Origin of the sequence: Flavobacterium johnsoniae, assembly GCF_030388325.1 — a bacterium.
GTDB classification, from domain to species: Bacteria; Bacteroidota; Bacteroidia; order Flavobacteriales; family Flavobacteriaceae; genus Flavobacterium; species Flavobacterium johnsoniae_C.
Genome location: NZ_CP103794.1, coordinates 5,050,631 through 5,065,735, shown reverse-complemented (window position 1 = coordinate 5,065,735; position 15,105 = coordinate 5,050,631). Strand labels below are relative to the sequence as shown.

At 32.9% G+C, this 15,105-nt stretch carries 13 protein-coding genes; 11 read left to right on the top strand and 2 right to left on the bottom strand.

The window, feature by feature from the left end; translation table 11 throughout:
* The first annotated feature begins 17 nt into the window (after window positions 1-17).
* The 5 genes from NYQ10_RS21375 to metQ all read left to right on the top strand — a co-directional run bounded on the left by NYQ10_RS21375 (window position 18) and on the right by metQ (window position 4,288).
* Window positions 18-1,016, top strand: a complete 999-nt coding sequence (locus tag NYQ10_RS21375) for an NADP-dependent oxidoreductase (RefSeq protein WP_289878149.1) — start codon at window positions 18-20, stop codon at window positions 1,014-1,016.
* Window positions 1,013-1,483, top strand: a complete 471-nt coding sequence (locus NYQ10_RS21370; RefSeq protein ID WP_289878148.1) for a cupin domain-containing protein — start codon at window positions 1,013-1,015, stop codon at window positions 1,481-1,483. The genes NYQ10_RS21375 and NYQ10_RS21370 overlap by 4 nt, the downstream gene beginning before the upstream one ends.
* Before the next feature lie 271 nt (window positions 1,484-1,754).
* On the top strand, window positions 1,755-2,786 hold the full coding sequence (gene metN, locus NYQ10_RS21365; protein WP_289878147.1) for a methionine ABC transporter ATP-binding protein MetN: 1,032 nt from the start codon (window positions 1,755-1,757) through the stop codon (window positions 2,784-2,786).
* Entirely contained in the window at window positions 2,779-3,432 is a 654-nt protein-coding gene (locus tag NYQ10_RS21360) for a methionine ABC transporter permease MetI (RefSeq protein ID WP_289878146.1), read from the top strand. Before metN ends, NYQ10_RS21360 begins: the two co-directional genes overlap by 8 nt.
* Before the next feature lie 43 nt (window positions 3,433-3,475).
* Window positions 3,476-4,288, top strand: coding sequence for a methionine ABC transporter substrate-binding lipoprotein MetQ (gene metQ, locus NYQ10_RS21355; protein WP_289878145.1), 813 nt, complete (start codon window positions 3,476-3,478; stop codon window positions 4,286-4,288).
* A gap of 51 nt (window positions 4,289-4,339) precedes the next feature.
* On the opposite strand, the gene NYQ10_RS21350 is transcribed toward metQ, so the two are convergent.
* Window positions 4,340-4,819, bottom strand: coding sequence for a hypothetical protein (locus NYQ10_RS21350; protein ID WP_289878144.1), 480 nt, complete (start codon window positions 4,817-4,819; stop codon window positions 4,340-4,342).
* A gap of 268 nt (window positions 4,820-5,087) precedes the next feature.
* Between NYQ10_RS21350 and NYQ10_RS21345 the strand changes: the two genes are divergently transcribed.
* Window positions 5,088-7,232 (top strand): catalase, encoded by a 2,145-nt coding sequence (locus NYQ10_RS21345; protein WP_289878143.1) that lies wholly within the window; start codon window positions 5,088-5,090, stop codon window positions 7,230-7,232.
* Between the two features lie 49 nt (window positions 7,233-7,281).
* Here the strand turns inward: NYQ10_RS21345 and NYQ10_RS21340 are convergent, their stop codons facing one another.
* Window positions 7,282-8,766 carry a PLP-dependent aminotransferase family protein gene (locus NYQ10_RS21340; protein ID WP_289878142.1) on the bottom strand — a complete coding sequence of 495 codons (1,485 nt, stop codon included), beginning with the start codon at window positions 8,764-8,766 and terminating at the stop codon, window positions 7,282-7,284.
* A 70-nt stretch (window positions 8,767-8,836) separates the two neighbouring features.
* Here NYQ10_RS21340 and NYQ10_RS21335 point away from each other — a divergent pair, with 70 nt between their 5' ends.
* From NYQ10_RS21335 to NYQ10_RS21315, 5 genes are all read left to right on the top strand, one after another.
* Window positions 8,837-10,699 carry a TonB-dependent receptor plug domain-containing protein gene (locus tag NYQ10_RS21335; protein ID WP_289878141.1) on the top strand — a complete coding sequence of 621 codons (1,863 nt, stop codon included), beginning with the start codon at window positions 8,837-8,839 and terminating at the stop codon, window positions 10,697-10,699.
* Between the two features lie 195 nt (window positions 10,700-10,894).
* Window positions 10,895-11,239, top strand: a complete 345-nt coding sequence (locus tag NYQ10_RS21330; protein WP_289878140.1) for a hypothetical protein — start codon at window positions 10,895-10,897, stop codon at window positions 11,237-11,239.
* 140 nt (window positions 11,240-11,379) lie between these two features.
* The gene (locus tag NYQ10_RS21325; RefSeq protein ID WP_276172647.1) at window positions 11,380-11,604 is read left to right on the top strand and encodes a hypothetical protein; all 225 of its coding nucleotides are present in this window, start codon (window positions 11,380-11,382) and stop codon (window positions 11,602-11,604) included.
* Between the two features lie 289 nt (window positions 11,605-11,893).
* Window positions 11,894-14,563, top strand: coding sequence for a PAS domain S-box protein (locus NYQ10_RS21320; protein WP_289878138.1), 2,670 nt, complete (start codon window positions 11,894-11,896; stop codon window positions 14,561-14,563).
* Entirely contained in the window at window positions 14,553-15,035 is a 483-nt protein-coding gene (locus tag NYQ10_RS21315; RefSeq protein ID WP_289878136.1) for a response regulator, read from the top strand. The genes NYQ10_RS21320 and NYQ10_RS21315 overlap by 11 nt, the downstream gene beginning before the upstream one ends.
* The last annotated feature ends 70 nt before the right edge of the window (window positions 15,036-15,105 follow it).

Sequence of the window (15,105 nt, the reverse complement as noted above, 5' to 3'; positions counted from 1 at the left end):
GAAACTAATATTTAAAAATGAAAGCAATTCTATTACAGGAAAATCGTCAATTTCAGTTGGAAACAATTGCAACTCCGCAACCAGAACCGCATCAAATTCAAGTACAAATTGTTTCTTCTGGTTTTAATCCGATTGATTATCAAATGACCGAAAATAGTTCTGAAAGAAAGCTTTTGCATTCGCCTATTTTAGGGAGAGAATTTTCAGGAATTATTACAAAAATCGGATCAAATGTAAGAGATTTTAAAATTGGCGATGCTGTTTTTTGCGGTTCTGGAAGTATGGGATCTAATGGAACTTATGCCGAATACATTTGCGTTCCTGAAGCAATTGCGGTAAAAAAGCCAAAAAATATTTCTTTTGAAGAAGCCGCTGCAATTCCATCAGCTGGATTAACGGCTTTGCAATCTTTTAAAAGAATGAAAGCTTCTCTAACAGATTCCATATTAATTACGGGAGCAGCTGGAGGAGTTGGAAATTTTTTTGTCAAACTTTTGGTAAGTAAAGGGTTTTCAAACTTTTTAGTAACTGCAGGAAATGAAGAAAGTATAACGTTTTTAATTAGTCTTGGTGTAAAACCACAGCAAATCATTAATTATAAAAAAGAAGAAATATTCGAAGCGGCACTTTCATTAAATGGAAATAAAAAGTTTGACATTGCAGTAGATTTAGTCGGAAATAAAATTGCAGAAGTCGCGGCTAAACTTCTAAAAATAAATGGAACCTATATAGATGTAACGAATTTTTCAACTCCAGAATCGCGAAATATTCTTTTTTCCAGAGGAGCAACCATTCATACGATTTCAAATTATGCGTATGGTTTAGAAAAAAGATATGATTATTATAAAAACGGTTTAATAGAGTTGTCGCAGTTATTAGAAAATAAATTTATTACGCCGCCAAATATTTCCATAATCGGAGAATTAAACACAAGAACGGTCGTAAAAGCGCTGTGGTTATTGCGTGAAAACAAAACGTATGGAAAAAAATTAATTATGCAGATCAATAAAGAATGAAAACAATACCAAGACGAGTAGTTACAGGAATCAAGAATGGGAAATCAATTATCGAACAAGATGAAATCGTTACCAATGTTTCGGAGCATTTTCCGGGATTGATTATTTCGGATATTTGGTCGACAGATAGTATTCCTGCAAAATTCGAAGAAAATAGAATAGAAAATACCGCTTTTCCGAACACGCCCAAAAACGGAAGTTATTTTCGTTACGTACAGATTCCGCCAGACAAAGATTTAGGAATTGTGGCGCCCAAAGGTCAGCCGCATCCGTTAATGCATCAAACCGATACTTTAGATTATATCATTATTATTTCTGGAGAAATTTATTTGATTGTAGATGAAGAAGAAACTATTTTGAAGGCTGGAGATATTGTAATTCAACGTGGTACCAATCATGCGTGGAGTAATCGTTCGGATTTGCCTTGCATTCAATTAGCGATTTTATTAGATGCCAAAAATGATTAATAAATTTGCAAACGATATAGTAGTCTATTAGATTGATAGGAAAATAAAAGTTTTAATAGTTTTTGCATTGAAATTGAAAATAACTGCTTAAATTTGCAATCGCAATGAGAAAAAACGACCAGAATATGAAGAATTATTATAACAGCGCGATGATGTGCTGTATTGTTGTAAGGCAATTCTTTGAACTGGCTTCTATATAAAACTATATTATTGATCTCAAAAAGCCTTTCATAAATAGTTGAAAGGCTTTTTGTTTTACCTCGATTACGAAATGATTGAATTAAAAAATGTAACCAAAACTTTTCATCAGAAAGACAGAATTGTTACTGCTTTGTCTGATGTCTCGCTACGAGTTCCGCAAGGAAAAGTTTTTGGTGTAATTGGAACTTCGGGTGCTGGAAAAAGTACTTTGATCCGCTGTGTAAATTTGTTAGAAAGACCAACTTCAGGAGAAATTATTGTTGACGGAAAAGCGTTGATGCAATTATCAAACGCAGAATTGGCAATTGAAAGAAGACAAATCGGAATGATTTTTCAGCATTTCAATTTACTTTCTTCGAGAACCGTTTTCGAAAATGTTGCTTTTCCGCTAGAATTGGCAGGAACATCAAAAACAGAAATCAACACAAGAGTTTTAGAATTATTGCAATTGGTTGGTTTGGCAGAAAAAGCAAACGATTATCCGGCAAGTCTTTCTGGAGGTCAAAAACAAAGAGTGGCAATTGCGAGAACTTTGGCTAATAATCCGAAAGTTTTATTGTGTGACGAAGCGACAAGTGCTTTAGATCCTGCTACTACGCGTTCAATTTTAAATTTATTGAAAGACATTAACAAACGATTAAATATTACGGTTTTATTGATTACACACCAAATGGAAGTCGTAAAATCGATTTGTGATGAAGTTGCCGTTATTAGTCACGGAAAATTAATTGAACAGGGAAGTGTTGGTGAAATTTTCGCTGATCCGAAACAAGAATTGACGAGAGAATTTATTGCTTCTTCTTTACATATTGAAGTTCCATCGGTTTATCAAGACAAGTTACAGCAAGTTGATAACGGAAATTTAAATCCGTTATTGAAATTAGAAATGACTGGAAAATCGGTTAATGAACCAGTTATTTCAGAAGTTTCAAGACTTTTTGATACCGATTTCAAAATCGTAAGCGCACAAATGGATCAGGCGGGCGAAGTAAATTTTGGTGTCATGCTGATTGAACTTTCAGGAAAACGCGAAAATTATGATGCGGCGATTCAATATTTTAATTCAAAACACATTAAAACAGAAATAATAGGTTATGTCTGATTCACTTATAGATTTATTGTTAAAAGGAACATGGGAAACCATTGTTATGACTTTTGTGTCGGGTTTTTTTGGTTTTGTATTGGGATTGCCAACTGGAATTTTACTTTTTCTTACACGTAAAAATCAAATTTTAGAACAGCCAGTTTTAAACCGAGTTTTATCGGTTTTGGTAAATGTTTTCCGTTCCATTCCATTCATTATTTTAATCGTTTGGATGATTCCGTTTACACGCGCCATTGTTGGAACTTCGATTGGAGTTAGCGCGGCTTTAGTGCCGTTAAGTATTGGTGCAGCGCCATTTATTGCGCGTTTAGTAGAAAACAGTTTGTTAGGTTTACCATCTGGATTAATTGAAGCGGCGAGAGCTTTGGGCGCAACGCCGTTACAAATTGTGTATAAAGTTTTGCTTCCAGAAGCGTTGCCTTCGTTAATAAATGCGGCATCAATTACGTTAATTACACTTGTAGGTTATTCCGCAATGGGCGGAGCTGTTGGAGCAGGAGGTTTAGGACAAGTGGGTTATCAATATGGATATATTGGTTATGATGCCGTTACGATGAATTCGGTTTTGGGTTTACTGGTTGTTTTGGTATTCCTAATTCAGTTTATAGGAGACAGATTATCAAAACGATTCGACCATAGATAAGCATCAATTAACAATTTATAATTAACAATTTACAATTAAAAAAATGAAACTAAATATTTTAAAAACTGCTGGAGTTTTGGCTTTAGCAATTCTTTTATCAAACTGTGGAAATGATAAAAAAAATGATCCACATTTTATTAAAGTTGGAGTGGCGGCAGGACCAGAATTAAAAGTGGCTGAAGCAGCTAAAAAAGTTGCCAAAGAAAAATTCGGATTAGAAGTAGAATTGGTATCGTTTAACGACTATGTAATTCCGAACGAAGCTTTAAGTCAAGGTGATATTGATGCAAATGCTTTTCAGCACAAACCATACATGGACGAACAATCGAAACAGCGTGGTTATAAATTAGCGATCATCGGAAAAACATTTGTTTACCCAATTGCAGCTTATTCAAAAAAAATAAAAAACCTTTCTGAATTGAAAAACGAAAGCACGATTATTATTCCGAATGATCCAACAAATGGCGGACGTTCTTTATTGCTTTTACAGAAAAATGGTTTGTTGAAATTGAAAGATGGAGTTGGTTTGTTGCCAAAAGTAACTGATATTGTAAGCAACCCTAAAAACTTAAAAATCTTAGAATTAGAAGCGCCTCAATTGCCAAGAGCTTTAGACGATGCAAATGTTTCAATTGCGATTATCAATAATACATTTGCTTCTCAAGCAGGATTAGTTCCGTCGCGCGATGCATTATTTGTTGAAGATAAAGAATCTCCTTATGTAAATTTGGTTGTGAGTCGTGAAGACAATAAAAATGAAGAAAAAGTAAAACAGTTTTTACAAGCTTTTCAATCTCCAGAAGTAGAAAAAGCAGCTGAAGTCGAATTTAAAGGCGGAGCAGTAAAAGGCTGGTAAAACAATATTTTAAGTATAAAAAAAACAGGGATTTTGTCCCTGTTTTTTTTGTTATGTGATATATGCTTTTGTGACAATTACAAGAAGCATCGTAATAAAGTACAATAATGTTGCTACAAGGGCAAAAATAATATGGGCAAAGAACAACTGAATATAATAACCTTTAAAATCAATTGGGGTCTGATATCTGGTTATTTTAAATATAAATACCCAGCTGATTATACCTATTACACCGCTAATAATTCCCAATATGAGCGCACTTAGCAATGAAACCGATAGTATATCCTTTACCCATACTACATGATATCCAACAACAAATAAAAATCCTATGAGATAATGTAACATCCATCCAAGTTTCCGTTTAGAACCTGTCGAAAGATTATAATGTAATTCTGAAAATACGGTAGATAATAGAACTGGTTCTTTGTATAATTTTTGAAATTTTTTGGAGACAAAATAACTAAACCAAGTCATAGCAGATGTTGCACCAATTGAAATTAAAATTAATTGTATTATTAGATATGGGTCCATTACAAAATATTTTTAATCCTCTCAAAGTTAAAATATAATTGTAATATAATACTTATAACTGTATGTTTTTTAGTTATATAATTATAATAATGTTAAGGTTGTGTTTTTTTAAATATTTTCTAATCTGAATATTATAATCCTAAAGTCTAATTGTATAATTTTTAATTTGAAATGCCCTCTATCTTTGTTAAGCAATTTTTAGAAATCCCTCTAAAATAGTAACATAATTCATTAGTTGATTGAATGATAAATGTAAAACAAAGGAAAAATGAAGAATTCAAAAAAAACAAATCAAGACAACTCTGATGGAAAGCAACGAGATTTAGAACAAAACAAATCAGATGCCACAAATGAATTTTTAACTACAAACCAAGGAGTTAAAATTAATGACAATAACAATTCTTTAAAATCTGGAGAAAGAGGTCCTTCTCTTTTAGAAGATTTTATTTTAAGAGAAAAAATAACCCATTTTGATCACGAAAGAATTCCAGAACGCATCGTTCATGCGAGAGGCTCTGCCGCCCATGGTTATTTCGAACTTTACAAACCACTAGACAAATATTCTAAAGCAGGTTTTCTAAATGATACTAGCATAAAAACACCTGTTTTTGTTCGTTTTTCAACAGTTGCAGGATCGCGAGGCTCAACCGATTTGGCAAGAGATGTTCGAGGTTTTGCAGTTAAATTTTATACGCAAGAAGGTATTTTTGATTTGGTTGGGAATAATATGCCCGTATTTTTTATTCAAGATGCTATGAAATTTCCCGATTTAGTTCATGCTGTAAAACCAGAACCGCACAATGAAATTCCGCAAGCTGCATCGGCTCACGATACCTTTTGGGATTTTATTTCGCTTATGCCCGAATCTATGCACATGATTATGTGGGTAATGAGCGATAGGGCAATTCCGAGAAGTTTAAGAATGATGGAAGGATTTGGCGTTCATACGTTTAGATTTATAAATAATAAAAATGAATCTCATTTCGTTAAATTTCATTGGAAACCTAAATTGGGAACGCATGGAGTTGCTTGGGATGAGGCACAAAAAATATCAGGAAAAAATTCTGATTTTCATAAACAAGATTTATGGGAAGCTATAGAAGCAGGAAATTTTCCAGAATGGGAATTAGGTGTACAGATAATTCCAGAAAGTGATGAACACAAATTTGATTTTGATCTGCTAGATCCGACAAAATTAGTTCCAGAAGAATTGGTTCCCGTAACCATTATCGGAAAAATGACTTTAAATAAAAATCCAGATAACTTTTTTGCAGAAACTGAACAAGTTGCCTTTCATCCAGGACATATTGTTCCAGGAATTGATTTTACAAATGATCCTTTATTGCAAGGAAGATTATTTTCTTATACTGATACACAATTATCGCGATTAGGAAGTCCGAATTTTCATGAAATACCAATTAACAGGACGATTGCTCCAATGCATAATAATCAGCGAGATGGACATATGCGTCACGAAATTCCTGTCGGAAAAGTAAGTTATCATCCAAATTCTTTAGGCGGCGGATGTCCCTTTCAAGCCAAAATCGATGAAGGAGGATTTGCGAGTTTTAACGAACGTGTAGATGCGCATAAAGTGAGAGAAAGAAGTACCAGTTTTGCAGATCATTTTAGTCAGGCAACACTTTTTTACAATAGTCAAACTCCAATTGAGCAAAATCATATTGCCAGCGCATTATCTTTTGAACTGGGAAAAGTAGAAACCGTTGCCATTAGAGAAAGAATGCTTGGACTTTTAAATTACGTTGATGCTAATTTAGCTCAAACTGTTGCTAAATCGCTAGGAATTCCAGTTCCCAAAAATGTAGAAAAACCTCTAAATCATGGAGTAGGAGCAGATGATGAAGGCAAACAAGAGCCGACTAAAGTAAAACAAAACGCAACTAACTCTGATGCTTTGAGTATGTTGAAAAACCCAACGATTTCAAATACCATTGCAACACGTCAAATTGCTTTTTTGTGTGCCGAAGGTGTAAATGCAAATTCTGTAAAAACAATGAAAACGGCATTGCAAAACGCAGGAGCAAAAGCAGTAATTATTGCTCCGCATTTGGGGACAATTGTTGCTGAAGACGGAGCCGAAATTCCAGTTGATCAAACCTATAAAATTGCAGCTTCGGTACTTTTTGATGGTGTTTTTATTCCAGGAGGAAAAGGAATTAAAGAACTTTCAAAAATTAAAGAAGTCAAAGAATTTTTAAACGATTCTTACAATCACTGTAAATTTATTGCTGCAGAAGCTGAGGGAACTCAAATTGTAAAAAATCAAAGTGATATAAAAGATAAAGATGCAGGAGTTTTGATAAGTGAAAATAGCGCTGATAAAACTCTAAGTACTTCTTTTATAAAAGCTTTAGGAAGACATCGTTTTTGGGAAAGAGAAAAAATGCTTTAAATAAAACTTTTAAAAGGCTGTCTATAAAGACGGCCTTTTTTTATAAAATTCATTTCCTAAGAACTATTTCCAAACATTTGCTTAAAATAGAAACTGCTTTTTCCATTTCTTCTTTTTCTAAATGCCCAAAACCCAAACGTGTTGCAGTCAAGTTTTTGGTTTGATATAAAATGGTTTTTGGAAGAAACAAATCATGATTGGCACATTCTTTCTGAAATTGAATAAGATTGAAATTGTCTAGCCATTCTACCCAAATTGCCAATCCTCTTGGTGGAATTTTAAATTTAATTTTGCCTTTTAATTTTTCATTCAAAAGCGAAGCAAAATGATCGCGGCGTTCTTTGTAGATTTTTTTGTTTTTTTTAGAAAGACGATGCACTTCACCTTCTGTAATCCATTCGGTTAAAACCTGCTCTTTTAAAACATCAATGCTAGGTTCGAGAATATTTTGATGCTTTTCTAATTCCTTAATAAATTCAGAAGGAGCGGCAACAAAACCATAACTAAATCCCGATGGAAGCGATTTTCCAAAAGATCCAATATAAACTACTTTCTGATTCGAATCAAAAGCAGCCAAAGGCAAAACAGGATTATTATCATAATGAAAATCAAAATCGTAATCATCTTCTAGAATAATAAATCCGTATTGATTCGCCAATTCTAAAATTTCCATTCTTTTTTTAGCGCTAAGCGAAATGGTTGTTGGATAATGATAATTTGAAGTAAGATATAAAACTCTGATTTCTGAGGTTTCGCAGATTTCTTTCAATTGTTTGGTATCAATTCCGTCTTCATTTACCTGAATCGGAATAATTTGCGCACCAGTATTTGTTAACGTCATATTTGACATATAATAACCTGGAGAAGCTACAGCGACTTTATCGCCTTGATTAATAAGTACTTTTGTAACCAGATACAAACTGATTTCGTGACTGCTCGTTGTGAGTAAATTTGAAGTCGAAATACGAATCCCGCGTGTAAGGTTCAGATAATTAGAAAAATGCGTTTTAAAATTAGAATGCGAACGAAGCTGAATCTGTTCGTAGGTTTTAGAACTTTTTCTTCTTTTTAATTTAGAAACATACAATCTTGCCAAAACATCGGTTTGAACCAATCTCCAATCGGGCATTCCGTCATTAAATTGATAAGGCAAATTGCTCGTTTCAATTGGATTTTCTAAAATAGTCGATTTTTGAAAGTTAAAGCCAGTATTGGTTTCGGATGTATTTTGTTCTTTTGAAACAGGAAATTCTGCTTTACTTTTTTGCTGGGATAAAATAAAAGTCCCTTTATTCGGAAGCGTTTCAATCCAACCTTGCGATTCTAAATCCTGAAAAGCTTTAATTAAAGTATTTCGATTGACGTCTAATACTTTACACAATATTCGCGTGCCGGGAAGTTTTGTTCCTTCGGGAAGAAATCCGGTTTGGATGGCTTTAATAAATTCAAAAACAATCTGTAGATAAATTGCCGTATTTTGTTCTGGTTTTAAATGAATAAAACTTCTAAAAGGAATTTCAACCGGACTATCCATAATTATAAAACTGGTATACTTTGTTAGTACGGCAAGGTAGTACTTTTGCCAAAAAAAATAGTAAACCAAAATGAAAAAAATCTATTTTGCTGTTTTTACAGTAATTTGTACCAATTTTTACGCACAGACCAAAAAAGATTCCATCAATCAAATGGACGAGGTTGTAATTAATGAAAACCGTTTCAGTACACCAATTTCTAAACAAAACAGAAATGTGTATGTCATCTCGAGCGAAACCATTAAAAAACTGCCAGGAAGAACACTTCAAGAAGTTTTACAATATGCTAACGGAGTAGATATTAGACAACGTGGGCCATTTGGAACTCAAGCCGATATTAGCGTTGATGGCGGAAGTTTTGAGCAAACAGTTGTTCTGCTAAATGGAGCAAAAGTAATCGATTCGCAAACAGCTCATAATATGTTAAACTTGCCTCTTCCGGTTGAAGTTATTGAAAGAATTGAGATTGTTCGCGGACCGGCTGCAAGAACGTACGGAATTAACAGTTTAACAGGAGCAATTAATATTATAACTAAAAAACCAACAGATTCAGGATTTTTAGTAAGCACTTATGCAGGTTCTAATTTCGAAAAAGATACGCAAGATACGGGAGATACTTTTTACGGAACGGGCGTTCAGGCGGGAGCTGTTTTAGGAAAAGAAAAACAACAGCATTTAATTTTTGCTTCGCACGATAAAAGCAACGGATACCGCTACAATACGGCATTCGAAAACAATAAAATTTTCTATCAAGGAAATGTTCAAATCAACGATTCTAATGAAATTTTAGCTTCTGCGGGTTACATCAACAACGGATTTGGTGCCAACGGATTTTACGCTGCGCCTGGCGATAGAAATTCTACAGAAATTGTACAAACTACTTTTGCTAATATTCAGTCTAAACATTCTATTACAGATAGTTGGAAAATTATGCCGAGAGTTACTTACAGATACAATTACGACGATTACCGTTATTTAGGAAACTCCAATTTAGCAGTTGGAAGAAGCCAGCATTATACCAATTCGATCGCAGCAGAATTGAATTCGACTGTAAAATTGTCTAAAGGAGAAATTGGTTTTGGAGCTGAATTTAGAAATGAAAATATTCATTCTTCTAATATTGGAGATCACGATCGCGATAACGTTGGTTTATACGCAGAATACAGAACAAGTTTCTTCGAAAAATTAGATGTTAATTTAGGAACTTATTTGAATTATAATTCAGATTATAAGTGGCAGATTTATCCAGGAATTGACGCAAGTTATGCTATTACAGATGCTTTTAAAATTATCGGAAATGTTGGAACAAGCCAGAGAATTCCATCTTTTACAGATTTATATTTGAAACAAACTGGAAATATCGGAAACGTCGATTTAGATTCTGAAAATGCTTTTCAAAGCGAAATCGGATTTAAATACAATAAAAAAGCGTTGAGTTTGAATGCGAATTATTTCTACAGAAAAATTGATAATTATATCGATTGGATGCGTAATGCAACAACGCAACCTTGGCAAAGTCAAAACACTGGAGATTTAAACACAAACGGAATTAATTTGCGTGGAACTTACAGATTCGATTTCTCCAAAGATTCGAGATTAAATATACTTTTAGGATACACGTATTTAGATTCAGAATTCAAAAGTGCTCGTACAGAAATCTATTCAAAATATGCTATTTCTTCTCTAAAACACCAAGTTACAAACACAATAGATTATCAGTTTAAAGATTTCTCTATTTTATTTGCAACACGTTTTAACGAAAGAATTACGGGACCTTCTTATTGGGTAAATGATTTTAGAGTAAGTCAGAACATTCATAAGTTTACAATTTTCTTAGATGCTCAAAATATATTTAATGCGACTTATTATGAAGTTGGAGCTGTGCCTTTGCCTTCAAGATGGTTTACTTTAGGAGTAAAATTGGTTACTTTTTAATTTTACAAAGAATATCATATACAGAAAGGGAAGATTTTACGCAATCTTCCCTTTTTTAATTTTCTAATTTTTAAAAGATTGTAATATCTTTTTTATATAAAAAATACTGAAAATGCTATAACCTTAACGGTTTTATAAATAGTTACTTAGCAATTGTGAAAGTCAGACAATTTATAAACCGAAAAGTGAATTATTATGAAAGCATTAAAAGGAACGATAATCTTGATTTTGATTATTTTCAGTGGAATCTTATTTTCGTGTAAAAACAATCAAGATGGATATAGTGACGAAATAGATACTGTTATCTCACCAATGGACAGCAAACAAAGTAAAGCAGAAAGCAAAACAGACAGTTTGAAAAGTGAGGAACATATTGAAACCAATATTGAAACAACACAAAAAAACGGATCTGAAAGTTCGGCAGGAACAGGAAGCGGACCAGGAGAAAGTTCTAAAGACGGTGCAACTTATACAACTGCTACAGGCGTTCAGAAAGATAGTTTAAGACCAGAGGAAAAAGCTGCCAAAAAGAAAAAATAAAAAGTGCAAATAGCGTATTTTGAGTGATTTATGTGGTTTGATTTCTATAAATGCAAGCTAAAATTGTGTAATTGAATTTTCTCATGATGTTTTATTTTTATTACTATTAATTACGAGATATCAATTAAAAATAAATATTTATGAAAACGCTGTTAAATACTAAGATTATATTCTTAATTCTTTTAGCTGGATTGTCATTTTCTTGTAAAAAGAATGAAAATATACCAGCTGATTCTACATATGATTCTATTCAAAACACAATTGATACGGTTGGACCAGAAGTAGATACGCTTATGGGCGATACCATCGACGAAATTGGAAATGATACAATTGTTGTCAAGAAAGATACTGTAATCAAAAAGTAATTTCGAAGAATTATAAAATTCAAAAAAGCTGAATCTAAGTAGATTTGGCTTTTTTCATTGTAAAAACAATATGAATTTGTGAGATTCAGCTAAAATAAAAAAACAAATGAAAAGCTTTTTCTCTATATTTGATTAGGCTATTTAGCATTCTGATATTATTTTAATATTAAATGTTTTGGACAGCATTAAAAATTGTTTTTGTTTTAGTTGAATGTATTTTTAGATACAAGTAATTAATAATTAAAAGTTTAAAAAAGTAAAACAGCTTTTCTTATATGTTGACGAACAAATGGAGCTAACAAATAATCTAAATCTTTTTGAAATAGTCTTTAACGCAGCGCCAAATGGCATTGCAGTTTTAAAGCCTTTATATAATAATAAAAACAGGATACAAGATTTTTCTATATTACTGCTTAATTCTGCTATGATTAGTTGGGTTAAAGATGTTAATTATAAAAACAAGAGATACACAGAAGTTTTTCCGTGGATTAAAAATGATATTCTAGAAAAGCTTATTGAAACTTCAGAAACAGGCATTTCTGTAAATTACGAGCAATGGCATGAAATTGAAGAAACCAAAAAATGGTTTCTATATACAGCCGTTAAACAAGACGATTTAATTGTTCTAACTACAGAAGATATCACAGAAAAAAAACAAGCCGAAACAGCTTTAAACAATGCGCTTACAGTTGCCGAAAAGCAAAAAAGACTTTATGATTCGATTATAAACACAACTCCAGATTTGGTTTATGTATTGAATCTTGATTATATTTTTACTTACGCAAATAAGGCCTTATTGACAATGTGGGGCAAATCTGCAGAAGATGCTATTGGCAAAGGACTTAGAGAAAATGGTTATGAAGAATGGCATGCCGAAATGCACGAAAGAGAAATCGACGAAGTGGTTTCTACAAAGAAATCAATTAGAGGAACAGTTTCTTTTCCGCACGCAGAATTAGGGCGCCGAGTGTACGACTATATTTTTGCACCTGTTTTTAATGAAAAAGGAGATGTCGAGGCAATTGCAGGAACAACACGCGATATTACAGAAATTAAACAAGCCGAAGGAAAATTACAATTAAGTGAGAGTCGTTTTCGTAAAATGATACACCAGACTCCAGCACCAACTTTAATTCTAAAAGGTGATGATTTAATAATCGAACAGATTAACCATCATATGCTTCAGATGATTGGGCGCGGAGAAGAAATTATTGGTATGCGATTAATTGATGTCTTGCCAGAACTCGAAGGTCAATATGTTTGGGAACAGGTTTTAAACGTATATAATAAAGGAATTCCGTTTGATCAAAGCGAGGTTTTGGTTCCGCACAATCGCACAGGCGAATTAAAAAATTACTATTATAATCTTGCTTATCGTCCGCTTATAGAAGATGGAAAAATAACGGGAATGATTCAAGTAGCTGTTGAAGTTACAGAACAAGTTGTAGCACGTCAGAAAATGGAAGAAAGCGAGAATCGTTTCCGAGCTTTGGTAAATGCATCATCTGATTTGGTTTATCGAATGGATTCTGATTGGATGATTATGCATAGTTTAGAAGGCGATGGTTTGTTATCTAATTCAGAAGAACCTGTTGTGAATTGGCTAGATAAATTTATCCATACAAGCGATCTGCAAAGAGCTGTTAATCTTATTTCTCAATCGATTATAGATAAAAGTATTTTTGAAATGGAACATAGAGTCACAAATCCAGACGGATCTATTGGCTGGGTTTTTTCGAGAGTGGTTCCAATATTAGATGAAAATGATAAAATAATCGAATGGTTTGGTACGGCTAGTGATATTACTTCGCAAAAAGAACTTCAAGAGGTTATTAAAGAAAGTGAAGAAAAATTTCGCCAGCTTGCAGATCTGGTTCCGCAAATTATTTGGACAGCAAGACCAGATGGTTTTACCGATTACTATAATAATCGATGGTATGAATATACAGGATTAGAAGAAGATGGTCATGGAGATAATAGCTGGATTCCAGTTTTACATCCAAATGATGTATCTTTAGTAAAAGAATTTTGGTATTATAGTGTTGAAAACGGTAATCCGTATCAGCTCGAATTTCGAATAAAAAACATTTATACAAAAGAATACAGATGGTTTTTAAGTAAAGCCGTTCCTATAAAAGACAAAACAGGTGCAATAACCAAATGGTTTGGAACGTGTACAGATATACATGAGCACAAATCTATTACCGAAAAATTAGAGATTTTAGTCGCAGATCGTACAAAAGAATTACAACGTTCTAATGATGATTTACAGCAATTTGCTCACGTTGCATCGCACGATTTGAAAGAACCGGTTAGAAAAATTAAGACGTTTCTAAGTCGTTTAGAAGATCGTCTAGACGGAAAACTTGATGAGTCTTCAACAAAATTTATTGAAAGAATTCATGTTGCCGCAGATCGAATGTTTAATATGATTGATGGCGTTTTGGCTTATTCTAAAATTAATGCCGATTCGCAAAAAACAACTTTAGTTGACTTAAATGAGATTATAAGAAATATCGAAACGGATTTGGAAATTGCTTTGCAAAAAACAAACGGAAAAATTCTGTATCAAAATTTACCAAAATTAGAAGGTGCGACCGTATTACTGTATCAATTATTTTATAATCTTATCAATAATTCGATTAAATTTGCTCAAGAAACAATACCGCCAATTATTAGTATATCGGCTGAGGTAATAAATGAGCAAGACAAAAGTTTTGCCTTGATAAGATTAGAAGATAACGGAATTGGTTTTGCTTCTAATCAGACGAATCATATTTTTGAAACCTTTACTCGTTTGAATCCTAAGGATCGATACGAAGGAACTGGTTTAGGACTGTCGCTTTGCAAAAAAATAGCGGAGCGTCATGGAGGAAGTATAACCGCTTCGGGTATACCAAACCAAGGTGCTGTATTTACAATAAAGTTGCCATTAGAACAAAAAGAGAATGACATTTAATATGGAGAAAAAGGTAATTTTACTCGCCGACGATGATATGGATGACACAGAAATGTTCTGCGAAGCATTGGCAGATATTGATGAAGATATTTTATGTCATTGTGCAGAAAACGGAAGCGAGGCATTAAAAATTCTAAATAGTCTAGATGAAAATCCTGGAGTTATCTTTTTAGATTTAAATATGCCAATTATGAATGGCTGGGAATGTCTTAAAGAATTAAAATCAGATCCGCGCTATAAAGATATTCCTGTGATTATGATTTCGACTTCTTCTCACAAAAATGATATGGATAGTGCAACAAGTTTAGGTGCTGTTTGTTATTTTATTAAACCGAATAATTTTAAGGATTTAAAACAGGTTTTGAAAATTATAACATCTAATTTAGATGATATTAAAGAAGCTATTGCAAAATTACACACAAGTGGTTTACAGCATATTTTTGTTTGCCAAGAAAGTAATTTGAATTTATAAATAGCCAATTTGTAAAATAAAAAAAAGTCTCGAAAATTAGTTTTTTCGAGACTTTTTTTTGGAAGAATGT